Raw genomic sequence first — 18,412 nt, 5'->3', positions numbered from 1 at the left:
CCTGCCTTATTTCGCACGTTTTAGTGTGTTCTTTTGGAAATCCTTGTCTTTAAGACCGGTCTGGAACACTAAATCTGTCGTGGTTAATACGGTGCTTTTGCCTGTTTGATGGTTTTGCATCGCCATGGTGTGTGCGCGCCAGTATTGGTTTAGGTACTGTTTGTAATCTTGGAACGATAGAGTTTTAAGCAGTGCGCCTTTGCGGTCGTAAAACTCGACTTTCATTGGGCGGTAGTGCTGTTGGTCTAGCCATACCTTTTGCATGGTGTAGCCTGAGTTTTTATCGGTCGGTACTTGCTCTAAAACAAAGGTGTCTACGCCTTCCAGTTTCGCGTCTTCAATGTAGTTGAAGGTGTACTTTTCAAGTTCAAACGAGCTTAAGTCCTCATACGCAAATTCACTGCCCATAAACGGGCCAGATTTGTTGCGTGAAGAGATGCGTTTTACACGCTTGAGTGCAGGAAGATACAACCACTGGTCATCGGATTTGGTGATGTGCGAATGGTTTAGGAAAGCCGTGCCTTTTACGTCGCGTGGTTCATCAAAAATGGTTAAGCCTTTGTCGCCATCGTCATCGACTTCTAATGATTTCAATCGCATCAGACGTGTACTGCTTTCGCCCTGCTTGTTGCGAAGTAGCATTTCCATGGTTGCGACAGAATCGCCCCACCCCATATCGACGGCTTTGCGTTGTTCGGCAATTTCTAAGCCTTTCGCAGGGTCTGCTAACGCTGGGAAAGCGGCGAATGTGCTCAGTGCCAACGAGCTAACAGTAAGTAATGTAGTAGCGAATGTTTGTTTAACGCTTTTCATAAATATCTCCTTGAGTCAGCCTACCGCAGCAGGCCGACGTTTCCTTATTTGGTCGAAGTAGTCAGTTCGGCTGTCGATCTAGGCTGCGACTTGGTATCTGGCTTTGATTCGTGCTGAGTTTTAGCTGAATAGTGGGTCTGTTTGTCGAAGATCATCAGTAAGCTTGGTAGCAAGATGAAATCGACCACCAGCGCAATGAAAATCACAATCGCGCTGAGTAAGCCCATGTCGGAGTTGAGTCTGAAGCTCGACATCGCCAGTACAGAGAAACCGGCCACTAGCACAACAGTGGTGATCCACAAAGCGCGACCTACGGTGTGGAAAGCGTATCGAACCGCTTCTTCTGCTGATTTCCCTTCGATTCTTGCGCGCTGGTATTTACTCAAGAAGTGCACCGCATCATCAACCACGATACCCAACGTGAGCGTGACCACGACTGACAAACCGAGGTTGATTTCACCTGAGATAAGCGCCCATAAACCAAAGCCAATGATCGCAGGCGAAATGTTGGGCACTAGGCTGATGATGCCTAAGCGAACCGAGCGCAATGCAAAGATCATCAAGCCAGAGATAAGCACTAGGGTGATAGGCAAAGTTGATAGCATGCTCGCCATGTTGGTTTCGCCAATATGAGCAAACATCAGTGACGGGCTCGAAGCCACCACTTCATATTGCGGTGCATTGGCTGCAAACCATGAGTAAATGCGCTCTTCGAGTTCGACTAGCTCAACGCTGCCAAGGTTATCGACGGTGAGTACCATTTTGATCGATGATTTATCGACGTTGATCTGGTTGTTCAAGTCCAAGCCGTACGGCAGAGACATTTCGTAAAGCAGCAGATATTGCGCGGCAAGTTCACGGTTCAGCGGTAGCTTGTAGTAGCTGTCGTCGTCGGCATGCATATTCTTGTTCAAACGCATATAAACATCAGAAAGCGTTGCCACATGGTCAGTTTCTGGTTGAACGCGTAGCCACTTAGTAAAGTCACCAATTGCTTGCAAGAACACTGGATCAGCAATCGCTTGAGACTCGTTAGTTTTCACTGCGATACTGAGGGTTGTCATGCCGCTTACGGTCTCTTCCATGAAGTCAGCCGCTTGTCTGAATTCACTTGAGGTATCGAAATACTTCACCGATTCATCGTTGACTTTGTTGAGCGGAATTAACGCGGCAGCGCCAACAATCACTAGCGTAGAAATCGGCAGCAGTGCTTTACGGTTAGTTACGACAAAATCGCCCAGCTTATCCATGAAGGTGACTTTGTCTGCCGCCTTAGGGTTGGCAGGTAGACGTTTGACTGGCAGCAGTTTTAGCAACGCTGGCAACATAGTCACAGACAAGAAGCACGCAATAAGTACACCCAGTGCCGATAAGTTACCGAAATCACGCAGCACTGGTGAGTCCGACATGTTCATCATCAGGAAACCAATCGCAGTGGTCACCGAGGTGATCAGAATCGGCATCGCATTGAGCTTGATGCTGTATTGAATGGCTTGTGCTTTCTCCATACCGCGCTGCATCGCTTGTCTCATGGTCACAATCACGTGAACACAATCAGCCACCGCCAAAGTTAAAACCAAGGTTGGCACATTCACGGTTGCGGTACTCAAGAACATCCCTGCCCAACCAGACAATCCCATGGTGGCAACAATCGAAGAGATGATCACAATGAGCGTCGCCACCACACTAAAGAACGAGCGCAGCATAAAGGTCAGGAACACCAGTACCACCAACAGCATTAAGGGAACGAGCGTTGAGCTGTCTTCTTGAGCCGAAGTCATAAATGCGTTGTTCATGGCTATGATGCCCGCTTTATGGAATTCGACATTAGGATACTGAGCTTGGTACTTGCCGATCATGGTATTGATTGCCGCAATCACCTCTTGCACTTCTGCGGTTTTGTCCACTTCTGGCAGTTGCACGGTGACGTTCACAATCGTCACATCACCAGAGGCCGACACCAAGGCATTCTTAAGCAACGGCTCGTTAAGGGCGATCTGTTTTACTTTGGCGATGCGTTCTGGTGTGTGTTCGTACTCTTCATACAGCAAGTCTTCTACCAAAAGATCATCTTCAATGGCTTCGGTGTGCTGATAATTAGCAAGGGAATCGACACGGCTTGAATACGGGATCTGCCACGCATCAACCGTGAGATTTTGAATCAGGGTGAGAGTTTCAGGGGTGAAGACATTGCCATCTTCAGGTGCGACAACAATCGCAAGGTTGTCGGTTTTTGCAAAGGTGGTTTGGATTTCATCGAACGCCATCAACTGCTTGTTGGTGCCTTCGAAGAAGATGTTGTAGTCCCCTCTAAAGTAGAGGTTCTTAGCCCCTAATGCAGAGAGAATGATGATTGAAAACACCACCAGCAGAACGATAAACGAACGCTTGGTAGGTATTGAGTGCCAACTGTTTAGATCTGTGTTTGCGCTATCGGCATTAGGGTTATCTCGGTTTTGCTGATCGAACGTGGGCTTCTGGCTGTCATGTTTCATCACAGTCTCCATTTGTGACGATTCGTCATATTTATGTCATAAAAAGCCAGCCGAAGCTGACAAAAGACACAATGCTTAGTCAAACACTCAAGAAAACAGCAACCACAGTCGGTCAGTCTCAAGTTTGTGACGAATCGTCAAAAATGGTTATTAATAAACCCACATGTGTGGGCTTAACGGAAGCTATCGACCTACAGACTCTAAGTAAGCGATCTCTTCACTGAACAGTTCTTGTTCTACACGACGCCAAGTTTTGCGGTAATCCCAGTCACTAGAAAGGGGCTGCCAATTTAGGCCGTCTAGAATCATGTTCGCGTTGTGTAATACTGAATACGGGTCTTGTAACCGCTTAATACAATGACTGTTTGATGCGTTCTGTGACAAGGCATTTGAACCAAATGCGATTGACCAGTTAGCAAAAACGATGGCATCTGAGCCAACGCCAGAAGAGAACTTTAGGTCACCCGCTTCTACCGCTTGGTTAACCATAGAGTCGCATTGTTCAATCACCAACTCTTCCAGTTCATTCATCTCGGCGACGCGTGCACTAGACGCTTTCTCTAGTACCCACGGGCTTTTAGCCATGATCGCACAGGTTGATAGTACCGGTTCCATGCGAGCATAGATTCGGTAAGCAACGTGCAATGCGACGATCTTTTCACGTGTGTTGCCTTCAAACTCTCCAGAGCGAGCAAACATCATTGCTTCTGTCTTGAGAGAGTGAATACATAACGCTAAAACGACGTCTTCTTTGCTGCAAAAGTGATTGTATATCGTACCTTTAGAATAAGAGCTCGCTGCCGTTAGCTTGTCCATCGTGAGGTTTCCGAACCCTTGTTCTCGAACCAGATCTTTTGCTAACAACATCAACTCTACTTCTCGGTCTGCAATAGACTGCTGCTTTTTAGACAACACGCCTTTGCAACCAAAGATACCTTGTTTATCGCCTTTACAACCAAAGCCAAACATAATTTTTTAGTCCGTATATGAGCTTAGCCGTTATCTAAGCTTCGCCAGTATTTAAAACACTCCTATCCAATATATTAACACGAATAGTAAATTCATGTAGTTAACCATTTTGTGACGCTTCGTCATTTCTGACTTATCGTCATAATAGCGCAAGTATTGATCATATCAAGGGGTTTTATAAATTAAATACATTTTGTGAATGGAAAGAGAATAAATGGGATATAGCTAAGAAAATCATCAATAGTTGACCTAAAGAGAAGACTTTAAAAAAAGACCTGTATTGTGACCAACAGAATGTGGACGCGAATTGGGCATTCTTAACCTAACAAAGAATGTAGGCACTTTAAGCTGCTATGCGTATTCATGCCCAATGATTCCTAGCTTAAACCACAAGAATGAATGACTGTAGGCTTACTTTATGGGGCAGACGTCTCCTTATGGTCAATATTTGGCTTACTAATGCCGTTTTCTGTTAAGTTGCTATAAATTCGGTAAGGGGTGACTTACAATAGTGACAACGACTTACCTTTTTTGAGAACACGATATTGAGCGCCAAATATTCTTATTTAGCTTGGCAAGTGAATACTTCTAGCCCTGCAGAAAAGCTGGTTTTATTGATGCTTGCAGACGGTGCTGACGAATTCGGCTACACCAATGTGTGCCTACAAACAGCAGGTCAACTTTGTGCTCTCTCTACGTTTGGTTTAGCCGACTGTCTTAAGTGTTTAGTCGACCAAGGTTTTCTCGATAAGGTAAAAGTAGATTATCGGGATAAAAAAGAGATTCACGTTTTCAAAATGCTCATTGAGCAAGAGCAAACTGCGGCGCACGTTGAGGTTCAACCGACCAATAGTATTCCGGTCTACTCTACGGCACCTGCACCTGCACCTGCACCTGCACCTGCACCTAAGTTTCAGCCTGCTCCGGCACCAATGCAACATATGCAGCAGGCCCCTCGCCCACAAGGTCGAGGCTCAATGAACAGCAACACCGTCTCTACTCATGATCTCAACGAAGAAGAGATACCATCATGGGCAGAACGTGCGTTTAAATTCTCCGGTTTGACCGGTGACCATAGTTTAGTATGGAAGAAATTTGTCCTCTGGTATAAAGCCAAAGCCAATGAATTAATGCCATTATCTCGGATTGAATCCAAGCTGCAGTACTGGCTAGTTAACGAGAAGCAAAATGAAAGACAACAACAGCAGAAGACCTCTCAATATTCAGGAAATGCAGGACAAGCTCAAGGAAATGGGTATAGACAAAAGCTTAGCCCATCTGAACGCTTCAGGCAGCAGCTCATTCAAAAAGGCAAAAAGCCAACCTTCTGAGCCAGCTCAACCTGTTGTACCTGACGCTACAGGTCCATTAGTACCTGAAGTGATTGAAGCGCAAAGTACCGAAGTGAAAGTAGCGGCTGCACAAGCTGCGGATTCTGGTGCGTCTCAACAAGTACCTGTTGTTGATCAAGATCCTGCAGAGCTGGAACTAACCGATTGGTGTATTCACGTGTTCGGCTCTTTCTTGAGCGTGTACGAAACGCAGTGGGAATATCAGTACGGTAGTGAGCCAAGCGGTAAGTTCATTGAGTTTGCCAACTCTGTTGATTCAGACGGCCTTAACCGCGTTTTAATGCACTGCCACGAACGTATTCAGCTTGGCAACAGCTGGCCGCCGCAAATGGGTGAGCTGTGGATCCTGAAAGATTCTTTAACTGAAGAAGAGTTACTTGATAGCCGTATTCGTGTATTGTCGCGCGCAGCTGTTAACAACATTGAAAAATGGCTAATCCAAAACAAACTGTACGACTTGAAGCGCACGGCTGAAAACAAGCTCGATGGCCTGTTTAAGAAATACTATTTGGAAGCAAAGCGTTTAGATGAGAAAGGCATGCTGGAAACAGAATTGCCGCAGTTCCTGCTTGCCGCTAACTCAGTGAAGAACTTGAACGATTTGAAACGTGAAGAGTACGAAAGCCAACACGGCAAAGCGATTAACCCTAGAATTCAGCGTATTTTGAACAGTAAAAAGTAGCCGTCGGCCCGCGCTATCTGTTGTAAGAAAACAGAGTAGCGATTACACGGTTAACAGATACAAAAATGCCAGCTATCAAGCTGGCATTTTTTATGAATTCTTACGAACCCTTTAACCACTACCCGACCGTTATTAACGATCGTTTTACCGATTAATTAAAGTAGGTGGATAGTTGCGTTTAGAGAGAAAACGCCTGCGTCGTCATCTTTCATTTTGAAGTTTTGGTAGCTAGCGCCTACAGATAGTGGACCGAAGATGAAGTATTCAGCGCCTACAGCGTACATGATATCAACGTCGTCTTGCTTGAAGTTATCGCCTTTCACTTCGTAAGAATGAAGACCACCCTTCGCGTATACGTGAAGAGGACCGAAGTCGATGCTTGGTTTGATCGCTAAGTAAGCAGTGCTTACGTCAACACCTTGTTTAGCACGGTTGCCGTAGCTAACGTTGTCGAAAGAACCTAGATCCCAGTAACCCGCTTCAACACCGATTAGTGGAAGGATACCTGTACCTACGTGGATGCCCACCGCATTTTCATCTTCACCAGCGAATGAGTTTTGACCACCCATTACACCGCCGTACAACCAAGAATCAGCCATTGCTGTTGAAGATGCACCTAGTAGTGCTAGTGCCAATAACGTTTTTTTCATATTCGACCTTTTTCGTCCTAGTGGCAGGCCTTGAGTGGTAATAAATTGCCACCAAGTCGCCCTGTATGTAATAACTATTCAATTAGTAATGCAATAAGCAAGATTTATACCCAAACCTTGCTATTGCGTCTAGCTTTATTCCTTTAGCAAGCATCAATCGCGTTTTTAACACGCTTATCTGATACTGGGTAAGGCGTACCGAGCTGCTGTGCGAAGAAGCTTACACGAAGCTCTTCTATCATCCAACGCACCTCTTTTACATTTTCTGGAACCGCGATCCCTTTTGGAATTTTATTCAGCAGTTCTTTGTAATCATTCATTACTGACTCAACTTTGATCATGTGAAGACGATCTTTGTTCGGGTCAATTGGCAGTTTTTCCATGCGACGTTCAATCGCTCTCATATAGCGTAGAATATCTGGCAGGCGTTTCCATCCACATTCTGTGGCAAAACCCTTAAAAATCAAACCTTCTACCTGAGCTTTTATATCAGAAAGTGCGAATGCCATTGAAAGATCAACACGGCCTTTTAGCTTCTTACTGATGCTGAATGCCGTGGTTAAGATGGTTTCAACCTGTTGAGCAATCTCAACTACCGTATCACCTAACTCTGCACGTACGTGCTCTTTCAGTGCTTCAAACTGCTCTGGTTCCCAAACCAAACCGCCCTTCTCTTCAATCAGCTTATCAATACCACAAGCGATACAGTCATCGATAAGATCGAGTACCTGTCCGTATGGGTTGAAGTACAAGCCAAGTTTCGATTTATTCGGCAGGTTCGAGTGCAAGTATTTGATCGGCGATGGCACGTTTAACAAGATTAAACGACGCTGACCCGATTTCATTGCAGAGATCTGCTCTTGCTCGGTCTCGAACAGTTTGATCTCTACGCTGTCTTTGGTATCCACCAGCGCAGGGAAGGCTTTAACATCGTAGCCACCACGTTTCTGTTGGTAGACTTTTGGTAATTCACCAAAGCTCCACGTGTGCAGGTTCTGCTGCTCGATATCGTCGTCTGCCACTTTAGAAAGCGTTTCTTGAACCTTGTCTTTCAGGCTCTCTTTCAACTCATGCAGATCTTTCTGTTCTTTCAGCTTACGCTTGCGATGATCTACAGCGCGGAATGTTACCTTTAAGTGCTCTGGAATCTGGTCTAACTTCCAGTCATCACGTACCACTTCCACACCCGTCATGCGGCGTAGCTCTTTCTCAAGAGAATCCAGTAACGGTGCTTCAAGCGGTGTCACACGTGCCAAGAATGCATCTGCGTAGTTTGGCGCAGGTACAAAGTTACGGCGTAGCGTTTTAGGTAACGACTTAATCAAGCTAATTACTAGCTCTTGACGTAGACCCGGGATCTGCCAATCAAAACCGTTCTGGTCGATCTGGTTCAAGATAGGCAGCGGAATGTGTACCGTTACACCATCGTTATCGTCGCCCGGCTCAAATTGGTAACTCAGCTTGAGCTTGATACCGTTTTGGTGCCAGAAGTTCGGGTAATCCAGATCGGTAACGTGGCTAGCATCACCGCGGAACAGCATCGATTTTTCAAAGTTAAGCAGCTCAGGGGTTTTCTGACTGGTCTTCTTCCACCATGTATCAAAGTGACGGCCAGAAACCGCCTCTTCACCAACACGCTGGTCATAGAAATCGAACAGTTCATCATCGTCGATCAAGATGTCACGACGACGCGATTTATGCTCTAGCTCTTCGACTTCTTGTAGAAGCTTACGGTTCTGCTTGAAGAAAGCGTGTTTGGTTTCCCACTCACCTTCTACTAATGCACTACGTACAAACAACTCACGGCTGACGGTGGCATCAATCGCGCCGTAGTTCACAAGGCGCTTAGGTACGATTGGGATTCCGTAAAGCATCACTTTTTCGTGTGCCATTACCGCTGCTTGTTTCTTCGACCAATGTGGTTCGCTGTAACTGCGTTTAATCAGGTGTTTCGCTAGCGGTTCAATCCATTCAGGTTGAATCTTCGCGATAACACGGCCCCAAAGTTTTGAGGTTTCTACCAGCTCCGCAGACATGATCCACTTAGGCTGTTTCTTAAATAGGCCAGACGCAGGGAAGATGTGGAAGCGTGCATTACGTGCACCTTGATACTCATTCTTCTCTTGGTCTTTCATACCGATGTGCGAAAGCAGACCTGATAGCAGTGACATGTGAATGCCATCGTAGCTGCCCGGTTCTGTATTCAACTTAGTATCTAGCTCACGCATTGCTTGGTGAATTTGGAAGTACACATCTTGCCATTCACGGATACGTAAATAGTTGAGGTAATCTTGCTTACACTGTTTGCGGAACTGGTTACTCGACAATGCTTTTTGCTGCTGCTTGATGTAATCCCATAAGTTCACAAACGTGATGAAGTCAGACTCTTTATCGAAGAAACGCTTGTGCTTGTCATCAGACGATTGTTGCTTATCTGATGGACGCTCACGCGGATCTTGAATCGACAACGCAGACGCGATCACCATCACTTCGTGTAGGCATCGGTTACGTGGCGCTTCAATTACCATACGCGCTAAACGTGGATCGATAGGCAGTTTTGCCAGCTTACGACCAATCGCGGTTAGCTTCTTCTTGTCGTCGCCGTGGTTCTTGTTTTTGTTCGCTGACGGTTCAACGGTGGCGATCGCACCAAGCTCTTCAAGCAGCCTTACACCGTCTTGAATGTTGCGCTTATCGGGCGCTTCAACAAATGGGAACGCTTGAATATCGCCTAGGCCTAGCGCTGTCATCTGAAGGATAACCGATGCTAGGTTAGTACGAAGAATCTCTGGGTCAGTAAACTCTGGGCGTGACTCGAAATCTTCCTCAGAGTACAAACGAATACAGATACCTTCTGCAACACGACCACAACGACCTTTACGCTGGTTTGCACTCGCTTGAGACACTGGCTCAATCGGTAGACGTTGTACTTTAGTACGGTAGCTGTAGCGGCTGATACGCGCCGTACCCGGGTCGATAACATACTTGATGCCCGGTACGGTTAACGAGGTTTCTGCCACGTTAGTTGCCAGCACGATGCGTCGACCAGTATGAGACTGGAAGATACGGTTCTGCTCACCCGCCGATAGACGCGCGTAAAGCGGAACAATTTCAGTATCGCGAAGGTTACGTTTACTCAATGCATCTGCGGTATCACGAATTTCTCGCTCACCGTTCATGAAGATCAAGATATCGCCAAGGCCTTCATCACACAGCTCATCAACGGCTTCAAAGATGCCTTCGATTTGGTCGCGGTCTGAATCACTTTCATCACCACCTAATGGGCGGTAACGCGTATCAACTGGGTAAGTACGACCAGACACTTCAATGATCGGTGCATTGTTAAAGTGCTTAGAGAAACGCTCTGGATCGATGGTTGCCGACGTGATGATCACTTTCAGATCAGGACGCTTTGGTAGCAACTCTTTCAGGTAACCCATGATGAAATCGATGTTCAGGCTACGTTCGTGCGCTTCATCGATAATGATGGTGTCGTACTGATTTAAGAAACGGTCGTGTTGAATCTCCGCCAGTAGAATACCGTCGGTCATCAGTTTGATTTGGGTATTGTCAGAAATCTGGTCGTTGAATCGAACCTTATAACCAACGAACTCACCCAGCTGTGTTTCCATCTCTTCAGCAATACGGTTCGCAACCGAACGCGCCGCAAGACGACGAGGCTGAGTGTGACCAATTAAGCCAAAGCGGCCGCGGCCAAGCTCAGAACAGATTTTTGGTAGCTGAGTGGTTTTACCCGAACCCGTTTCACCCGCCACGATAACCACTTGGTTTTCAGCGATGGCTTTCGCGATGTCTTCGCGCTTTTGGCTAACCGGGAGAATTTCTGGGTATTCAATCGTTGGTTTCTGTGCCGCGCGCTGAGTTGCCGTCATCATTGACTTAGCAATGTCTAACGCAATCTCATCAAAGACAGCGTGCTTAGCTTGTTCGTTCTTAATTTTACTCGCACCAGCAATTCGCTTACTCAAACGGAAGCGATCGCGCATCATACATTCGTTGAGCGCTTTACGAAGAGAGGCTGGGCTATTCTGAGATGATTTGTTGTTTGTCGCTGATTGTTCAGCAGATTTTTTCGATGCAGCTTGGTTTGGTTTCGCTTTGCTCTGTGAAGAACTTGGCTGTGCTGCATTCTTGTTGTTATCTGCTTTTTCCGGAGACGAAGTCAAAGCGTGTCCTATTCTTGTACTTATTAAACTCGCGCGATTATATCACAAGTCTCAAACAAAAAAGCCTGACAGCAAAGGGAAAACCTTTAGCTATCAGGCTGATTAATCTCGCTAACACTCGCAGGAGCTATGAAAGCGCGGTCAAATGTAATTCGTACTTAGTCAACTCTGGTTTAAAGCTAACGTTAAAAACTGCGCTTAAAACTCATATTGGAAGTAAACCGTGTTGTAGTTACTACCGCCTTTGATACGACCATACTGAGAGGATTTTTCAAAGATTGCAGAACGGTGATGCAATGAATAACCGAACCATAAGTTGTTCAAGTCATTCTTACCAATCAAGTCGCCAACGTTGACATCGAATGAGAAGTCTAAGTAGTTCAATAGATGGCTTGCGGTGTAACCTTTACGGTCCATCTCAGAGCCTTCGATATAGGTAATCGAATCGATGTAAGACATACCTTCTGCCACACCAACACGCCACTGAGTTGGCCAATCAAAGGTGTAGTACGCCTTGATTGCGATAATGTATTCGGTGCTGCTTGATTGAACGTCTGAGCTCCAGTGGTGCGCAATACCTGGGGTTAAATAGATATCCAGTGGCAAACCGAAGATCTCATCGGTTAACGGGTGTCCATAGAAGAACGAGGTCAACTGGTTGTTGTATTCGTCTTTCTCTCGATTGAACTTCATGATGTCGCCAATATTGGATGGCGTTCCCCAGCCGTGTGCGACACGTAAGTACGGCGCATTGCTCAGTTTAGGTTTTGGCGCTTTCTCTTTGTCGTTAAAGAAACCAAAGCCAAGGTACAATTCCCCCTGATAACGGTCTTCAACAATCGAAGAATCGTAAGCGTTATCGTCCAATCGAGTCACACTGGTTGAACCCAATAAGTACAAGTTAGAAACCACATGGTAACGCGTTTCAACACCGACATTTAAGTCAACACCAGCACCAATGGTTTCATTAGATGCGGAGTAATACTCACTGTTGAAATCAGCACTTTTATAACGCAGCGTCGCGCTCGGGTAAAACTCCCAATCTCCAGTTTCATACTTGGCTTTAGCTCGTAAGTTACCGTGGAAGTTGTATTCACTGTCGCTCATTAACTCCGTCTCGACAGACCAAGAATCATCAAGTTGGTAGGTCAGTTGAGCACCAAAGTCCGCCGTATCGCCTTCAATCGCGTTCTGCTCAGATGCAGGAATATCAATAAAGCGCATGCGAGATATAGCATTGAAAGACCACTTCTCATCGTCAGTTTGATAGAGGTATACCCCCATCTCAGTACCGTCAATAAACACATAATCGTTCTTGAAAAACAGCATCGGTACGAATGAGCTAACCGATTGGTCGCCACCAGACGTGTCATAAGGGATGCTTGCTGTACGGAACATTGCAGCGATGCCCCACTCTTGCTCTTCAGCGGCCCACGCATTAGCACTTACGAAAATGCCACTTAGGAAAGCGCTACCTAGTAAAACCAATCCAGATGAAGGAAGAGTCGGTAAATATTTGAGCTTCATTCTTGTGTAATTACTCTTTGAAAAAAATATTGTTTTACTGATTAGACATTTATTAACCATGACGGCTAACTATTTTTAGGTTTGCTCGGCATTGACCGTTACAATGTAGAATATTCTCGGTTAAATGAAAGTATTGTGAAAGTCTCCGAATTACAAAACATTATAGATCACTTACCCAAAGATTCCGATCCAGATATTGTTATGGGTGAGGCGTGGTTGCCTGAGCGTTTGGTGGATACCAACCTAGACGGTGACATGCTATTTCTTGAATTCGATAATGCCCCTGAAGACAATCAAGGGGATGAAGAAGGCCGTGGCTTTGTTGAGCACGAGATTGCTATGATTCGAGAAAAGCTCGAACTGTTATTAGACGAGCCTTCCGATACCAAGACCAAAGCCGATGCCCTATTGGCAATATTTCTAATGGGCCATGAACTTTCTAGCTCAGAAGTTATCGAAGTTCTTGAATCAACAGAATCTGAAACGACAGAGCCTGAGATTGCAGAGCATAATCAACAGAATCTGACTCAGTAGAATTTGAAGCATCAACGCTTGGAACCACAAAGCCAGACACGAACAAGCTCGAAACAAAAGAACACCACGACGACTAGCCACCAACGATTTTAGGTACCGTATTGAAACCCTCTACGACATCATCTCTTCCCCTGTTACTCGCCGGACCCATTTTAAGAAAAACCACCGCGACTGAAGTGGTACTTTGGTTAGCCACCAGCTCGCCTCTTACAGGCAGAGCCGAGCTTCATACTCAAGAAATAGACGATTCTGAAGCAGCACAAGACCAGCCGTTTTATACCTCATCGCTTGAAGAACATGATTCGATTCAAATCGGTACACATGCGTGGATAACGCTAATTCGCTTACAAGGCGAGTTTCCGACTAATACGCGGCTTGAATATGATATTCACACAAAGTCAGGTTCACTAAAAGAGCTCGCCCCTCACCTTGTTTACAACGGTAAATCTCGCGTTGAGTTTAAGATATCGACCTCAGCTGATTACATTCTTCATGGCTCTTGCCGCAACCCGCATCATCCAAGCAAAGACAGCCTAGTTGCAGCCGATAACAAGATGGCCGATCAAACCGTCGCTGAAAGACCCGACATGCTGATGATGAGCGGCGATCAGATCTACGCCGACCATGTGGCAGGCCCAACACTTGATGCTATTCAACAAGTGATTCACCTGCTTGGCCTTGTAGGCGAAAGCTTACCGACTGACTCGCAAATTAAACAAATCAACAACAGTGACGCTCTGTATAACAGTGAATACCACTTATACCAGCGTCATCACTATTTGCCGCACCACACAGCTTCAGAATCCATGCTCGATAAGTTATTCCCGAACCGTGGCGTGCCGATTTTTAGCTCTACCGATTGTGAAAACCACTTGGTCACGCTGTCTGAGTTTATCGCGATGTACTTATTGGTTTGGTCTCCGACACTGTGGCAATGCGTCAATCGAGAGCGTTTAATTGAGAATAACTTCACTCAAGGTGGACGCCAATTAACACCGACTGAGCAGCAACAATGGCGTGATGAAAGCGTCATCATGGATGATTTCATTGCTGGCTTACCGCAAGTGCAACGTCTGTTCGCGCATATTCCAACGTACATGATCTTCGATGATCACGATGTGACGGATGATTGGAACCTTACCGTGGGTTGGGAGCATGCCGTCGACCAAAACCAGTTCGCGACCCAAGTCATTGGTAACGGCCTTGCGGCTTACTGGATGTGTCAAGGTTGGGGTAACAAACCGGAGAGCTTCGATGAAACGTTTATCGAGCAAGCAAAACAGCTTTTTGTCGCTCAACCGCTCATTACTAAACAACCGCGCATTAGTAAACAAACTCATAATGAAGCCGGCAATGCAGCGACTACTCACTCTATTGGCAACATCGAGCCAGACAAGCATCAAGCCTTTATTGAGATGCTGAGCCGCTTTGAAGAGTGGCATTACACAATAGATACCTCACCCAAAGTCATTGTGTTGGATACTCGTACGCGTCGTTGGCGTTCAGAGTCACGCATGAACAAGCCTTCAGGTTTAATGGACTGGGAAGCCTTGATTGAGTTTCAACATCAGTTAATGAATCAAGATAAAGTGGTGATCGTTTCTGCTGCACCGATGTTTGGCGTGAAGTTTATTGAAACACTGCAAAAGATGGCGACCACAATCGGCAAGCCATTAGTGATTGACGCTGAAAACTGGATGGCACATCCGGGCAGTGCTAATACGCTGATTAGCATCTTTACCCATACCAAAACACCGACCAACTTCGTGGTACTTTCTGGCGATGTTCACTACTCCTTCGCTTATGACATCAAGCTTAGGTATCGTCGCAACAGCCCGAACATCTATCAAATCACCTGCAGTGGTATTAAAAATCAGTTCCCTGCTCCGCTGCTTAAATTCTGCGATGTATGGGACCGCCTGTTATACAGCCCTCGCTCAGTTTTGAACTACTTCACTAAGCGTAAACGCTTGAAGATCGAAAAGCGAAGCCCTGACAATCAGACCTTCTATCGCCTTTCAAACCGCAGTGCGATTGGAGAATTGAGGCTAGACACTGATGGGAAACCGCAATCGATCACGACACTCAGTGGCGACGGTAAAATTACCCGTTTCCCAGAGCCCGATTGATAAAATGCTCCTTATCGCTCGCGTATCCGTAATGTCAGTTTTTAGTAAAGACGCTTGCGATCACACTCTGTAGACCCAATAGTTATGCTTATGGTTATGTTTATAGTTGATAGCTATCAGCGTTACGGAACTCGATACAAATTTTAACTGGAGCTCGTTATGTTCAATTCTCTCACATCAATGTTTAAACAATTGATTGAAGGCCAGGACCTAAGCAAAAACCAAGGCACATCACCTAATATCGCCATCGCGAGTTTGTTGTGTGAAGTCGCGGGTGCCGACCATCAGATCAATGAATCAGAAAGAGTCGCTAAGCTACAGCTTCTGCAGCGTTTGCTGGATTTAGATGAAGAACAAGCAAAGGTACTGCTCGCGCAAGCAGAGCCGAAAGTAGAGCTATCAGTATCGCTGTATGACTTTACATCGCAACTCAGAGACCTATCTCAGCCAGTGCGAATCGACTTAATCAAAGCGATGTGGGAAGTAGCGCATGCCGACGGGGAAATTGACCCTATCGAAGATTCTGTGATCCGTAAAACAGCAGAACTGCTCTACGTCGACCACTGTGACTTCATCAAGAGTAAGTTAAGTGTTTTAGGCGAAAATTAGTGCCTGAAATAATGAATTGGAAACTGAAATAAATAAAAGCGACGGGTTAAGAAACCGGTCGCTTTTTTGAATCGGTAAACTGAAAGCTGACTAAACAGGGCTGAGAGGAGCTAAAAATTTAGCTACAACATAGTTAATGTGAGTTTCGCAAGATTATAAGCATCGACATAACCCGAGTGCTGACGACCTTCCCACTCAATATTTTTGGCTTCTTGAGCAGCGCGGTGACCAATGCGTTTGTCTTTCAAGCGATTCTGAACACGGTAAAGCGTTGCGATGTTTAAGAACTCGCTAAACGGAGGTTCAATGCCTTTTTCAATACACTCTTTGTGTAAAATGAGGTCGTCACGTCCCCACGCTGCATAGATTTTTTTGGGACCACCGAAGTTCTTAATCATCGACTTGATAACAGACTCTAATGGGCGACCCTGCTTTTCGATTTTGCGAGGTGTAATGCCCGTTAACTCGGCACAGAATAGAGAGACTTCGTCTTTCTCTGGCTTAACGTAGTATTGCGCTCGCTTCACGATAGTGCCGGATGCTAGATCAATCTCAGCAAGACCAACTTCAATGATCTCTCCTGTTGTTCCCACACCGTCTTCGCTCCAACAGCACATTTCCAAATCGAAACACACAACTCGATTGTGATTCATACGTCGCCTAATTCTCTCGTCAAAAATTTTGTGAAATTGTACATGAGCCCAATACAGAACTCGACCCTAGTTGTATCAAGTGCTCATTTAGCCTGCAATTGTCACTCGATTTCGGCCATTTGACTTACTTAGGTATAACATGCTGTCAGTTTTTTGAAGGAGCGCTTCAATGTCTTCATTAGTGCGGATGGTAGCCCCGATGCTTAGAGTGCAACTCAATAGCTGGCCAGAATGCTCGCAATGAGACTCACTCACCGTATCTAAAATACATTCTAAATAGCGAGACAATGAGTCATGTTCAGTGATGCTCGAAATGATACCGAACTCATCCCCTCCCATCCGGAATAGGTTATCTCCAGACTTCAAGCTCACTGAGATAACCTTAATCACATGAATAAGTAACGCATCACCGGCTGGGTGCCCAAACTTATCATTGATCTCTTTAAACTTATCAACATCAAACACTATTAAGCTAAACGGCTTATCGCTTTGTATCGATTGACCAAGCATCTTATTAAAAGCTCGGCGATTATAAATTTCCGTTAAACTGTCATGATTGGCAAGAAAGCGAAGTTCTTCTGTTCTTTCATCAATCATTCGATATAAGCGCTCTTTCTCTCGAATTTGCAGGTTCACAATATAAGCAAGCAGCAATGAGATAGTGGTACCAACTATGCCGATTCCCGCCAACACTAAGTAACCATTAAATGAAATACATGCATCTATCTTGAAGTCGATAATCCATTCACGGTTAGTTAATGTAATCGTCTTTGTAATGTGCTGCCCAGTTACCGCTTCATAACCATTGGTTTCGAACATTATCGGGGCATCTTCAGCTTCAAAACCGCTATCGGTAACACGCACATAAACGTCCATATCGCCGACAGTAGATGCCAGAAGTTTCTCAAAATAATATGTGGTACGAACAACACCAATTACAACGCCGAGTAAGTTGTCACTCTCTCCCTCAAAGACAGGGTGATACACCAACATTCCGCTCTTAGGTGTGTTGCTGTCTAAACCGTCTTGCAACAGACGAACTTTGTCTGAAATATTCGCTTCACGTGTTTTTTTAATGTTATCAATGACCAGATTAAACCGCTCACGAGAAGAGTAAAAACCCAAAACACCGTTGTTCACTGGATCATTCGGATAAATATCTGTCGCGATAAATACGGGCTCGCCATCCAAGACATAACCATAAGTTTTTGGCCCATGTTTAGGGATAGTAAACATTCTATAGGATGGGTATTGAGCTTTCATTTTGGCGGTGTGCTCGGCAAGATCTTCTACCGCTACTTTTTGCATCCACTGCAATCCGATCAGGCTTTTCGAGCCGTTAATCGTTTGCTGAGCAAAACGATCAAATCGGTCCCGACTATCGACATCATTAGAATAGAAAAAATTCGCACCGGAACCGATATAAGCAACATCGTTATCAATAAACGCTTTTAAACTGAGCGTTTGATGCTGAGCAAAGCTAGCCAGATTCTCATTCAAAGACCTATTTTGATTCGCCGCAACCAAAACAAAACACAACACCGTCATCAAAAATGTGGCAAAAAAGACAACTAACGGCAAAGTTCGTTTCTTCAACCCTGTTATGGGGTCGGTAGTGTGCGGCATGTGGCTTCCAAATAGTCTCTAATGAGTTAAAAGTATATAACGGAAGGGAATCATGCTCCATTTCTGTTTAGTCTTAAAACTGACATAAAACGGGCATTGTTTACCTTGCCCTCACATCGACGACCAATATTCGACCGAATCTCGACTAAATTTCAAGCTAACACACCAAAAACCCACTTGATTAAA

General features: G+C 45.4%; 13 protein-coding genes. 5 read left to right on the top strand and 8 right to left on the bottom strand.

The window, feature by feature from the left end:
• Nucleotides 1-6: 6 nt before the first annotated feature.
• The 3 genes from AB4133_RS03825 to AB4133_RS03815 form a co-directional block, all read right to left on the bottom strand.
• The gene (locus tag AB4133_RS03825; RefSeq protein ID WP_136974813.1) at nucleotides 7-813 is read right to left on the bottom strand and encodes an outer membrane lipoprotein-sorting protein; all 807 of its coding nucleotides are present in this window, start codon (nucleotides 811-813) and stop codon (nucleotides 7-9) included.
• A 44-nt stretch (nucleotides 814-857) separates the two neighbouring features.
• Entirely contained in the window at nucleotides 858-3,320 is a 2,463-nt protein-coding gene (locus AB4133_RS03820) for an RND family transporter (protein WP_372223994.1), read from the bottom strand.
• A 171-nt stretch (nucleotides 3,321-3,491) separates the two neighbouring features.
• Nucleotides 3,492-4,277, bottom strand: a complete 786-nt coding sequence (locus AB4133_RS03815) for a TetR/AcrR family transcriptional regulator (RefSeq protein ID WP_004741595.1) — start codon at nucleotides 4,275-4,277, stop codon at nucleotides 3,492-3,494.
• A 545-nt stretch (nucleotides 4,278-4,822) separates the two neighbouring features.
• On the opposite strand from AB4133_RS03815, the gene AB4133_RS03810 reads away from it, so the two are divergent.
• Nucleotides 4,823-5,608, top strand: a complete 786-nt coding sequence (locus tag AB4133_RS03810) for a hypothetical protein (RefSeq protein WP_136982501.1) — start codon at nucleotides 4,823-4,825, stop codon at nucleotides 5,606-5,608.
• Nucleotides 5,529-6,311, top strand: coding sequence for a hypothetical protein (locus tag AB4133_RS03805; protein ID WP_372169349.1), 783 nt, complete (start codon nucleotides 5,529-5,531; stop codon nucleotides 6,309-6,311). Before AB4133_RS03810 ends, AB4133_RS03805 begins: the two co-directional genes overlap by 80 nt.
• A gap of 155 nt (nucleotides 6,312-6,466) precedes the next feature.
• Here AB4133_RS03805 and AB4133_RS03800 read toward each other — a convergent pair whose 3' ends face one another.
• The 3 genes from AB4133_RS03800 to AB4133_RS03790 form a co-directional block, all read right to left on the bottom strand.
• Nucleotides 6,467-6,961, bottom strand: a complete 495-nt coding sequence (locus AB4133_RS03800; RefSeq protein WP_017107497.1) for an outer membrane beta-barrel protein — start codon at nucleotides 6,959-6,961, stop codon at nucleotides 6,467-6,469.
• A 143-nt stretch (nucleotides 6,962-7,104) separates the two neighbouring features.
• Nucleotides 7,105-11,148, bottom strand: coding sequence for an ATP-dependent RNA helicase HrpA (gene hrpA, locus AB4133_RS03795; protein WP_065584190.1), 4,044 nt, complete (start codon nucleotides 11,146-11,148; stop codon nucleotides 7,105-7,107).
• Between the two features lie 198 nt (nucleotides 11,149-11,346).
• On the bottom strand, nucleotides 11,347-12,675 hold the full coding sequence (locus tag AB4133_RS03790) for a MipA/OmpV family protein (protein ID WP_017060442.1): 1,329 nt from the start codon (nucleotides 12,673-12,675) through the stop codon (nucleotides 11,347-11,349).
• A gap of 81 nt (nucleotides 12,676-12,756) precedes the next feature.
• Here AB4133_RS03790 and AB4133_RS03785 point away from each other — a divergent pair, with 81 nt between their 5' ends.
• The 3 genes from AB4133_RS03785 to AB4133_RS03775 all read left to right on the top strand — a co-directional run bounded on the left by AB4133_RS03785 (nucleotide 12,757) and on the right by AB4133_RS03775 (nucleotide 15,947).
• A complete protein-coding gene (locus AB4133_RS03785; protein ID WP_102428589.1) occupies nucleotides 12,757-13,209 on the top strand; it encodes a hypothetical protein in 453 nt (150 codons plus the stop codon).
• A 101-nt stretch (nucleotides 13,210-13,310) separates the two neighbouring features.
• Nucleotides 13,311-15,338: an alkaline phosphatase family protein gene (locus AB4133_RS03780; protein ID WP_372223993.1), complete on the top strand. Its 2,028-nt coding sequence runs from the start codon at nucleotides 13,311-13,313 to the stop codon at nucleotides 15,336-15,338.
• A gap of 159 nt (nucleotides 15,339-15,497) precedes the next feature.
• Nucleotides 15,498-15,947: a TerB family tellurite resistance protein gene (locus AB4133_RS03775; RefSeq protein ID WP_372223992.1), complete on the top strand. Its 450-nt coding sequence runs from the start codon at nucleotides 15,498-15,500 to the stop codon at nucleotides 15,945-15,947.
• A gap of 122 nt (nucleotides 15,948-16,069) precedes the next feature.
• Here the strand turns inward: AB4133_RS03775 and AB4133_RS03770 are convergent, their stop codons facing one another.
• Together AB4133_RS03770 and AB4133_RS03765 are read right to left on the bottom strand one after the other, a co-directional pair.
• The gene (locus tag AB4133_RS03770; RefSeq protein WP_017068784.1) at nucleotides 16,070-16,600 is read right to left on the bottom strand and encodes a 3'-5' exonuclease; all 531 of its coding nucleotides are present in this window, start codon (nucleotides 16,598-16,600) and stop codon (nucleotides 16,070-16,072) included.
• An 87-nt stretch (nucleotides 16,601-16,687) separates the two neighbouring features.
• On the bottom strand, nucleotides 16,688-18,226 hold the full coding sequence (locus AB4133_RS03765; RefSeq protein WP_372223991.1) for a diguanylate cyclase domain-containing protein: 1,539 nt from the start codon (nucleotides 18,224-18,226) through the stop codon (nucleotides 16,688-16,690).
• Between the last annotated feature and the right edge of the window lie 186 nt (nucleotides 18,227-18,412).

The organism is Vibrio sp. 10N.286.52.F8 (genome assembly GCF_041468745.1).
GTDB classification, from domain to species: Bacteria; Pseudomonadota; Gammaproteobacteria; order Enterobacterales; family Vibrionaceae; genus Vibrio; species Vibrio crassostreae_C.
Note: the sequence above shows the minus strand (reverse complement) of the source record. Positions and strands in the feature narration are given on the sequence as shown.

Coding starts and splice junctions, on each gene's coding strand:
- AB4133_RS03825 (WP_136974813.1), bottom strand. CDS start 813: ATGAAAAGCGTTAAACAAACATTCGCTACTACATTACTTACTGTTAGC.
- AB4133_RS03820 (WP_372223994.1), bottom strand. CDS start 3,320: ATGGAGACTGTGATGAAACATGACAGCCAGAAGCCCACGTTCGATCAG.
- AB4133_RS03815 (WP_004741595.1), bottom strand. CDS start 4,277: ATGTTTGGCTTTGGTTGTAAAGGCGATAAACAAGGTATCTTTGGTTGC.
- AB4133_RS03805 (WP_372169349.1), top strand. CDS start 5,529: ATGGGTATAGACAAAAGCTTAGCCCATCTGAACGCTTCAGGCAGCAGC.
- AB4133_RS03800 (WP_017107497.1), bottom strand. CDS start 6,961: ATGAAAAAAACGTTATTGGCACTAGCACTACTAGGTGCATCTTCAACA.
- AB4133_RS03790 (WP_017060442.1), bottom strand. CDS start 12,675: ATGAAGCTCAAATATTTACCGACTCTTCCTTCATCTGGATTGGTTTTA.
- AB4133_RS03775 (WP_372223992.1), top strand. CDS start 15,498: ATGTTCAATTCTCTCACATCAATGTTTAAACAATTGATTGAAGGCCAG.
- AB4133_RS03770 (WP_017068784.1), bottom strand. CDS start 16,600: ATGAATCACAATCGAGTTGTGTGTTTCGATTTGGAAATGTGCTGTTGG.
- AB4133_RS03765 (WP_372223991.1), bottom strand. CDS start 18,226: ATGCCGCACACTACCGACCCCATAACAGGGTTGAAGAAACGAACTTTG.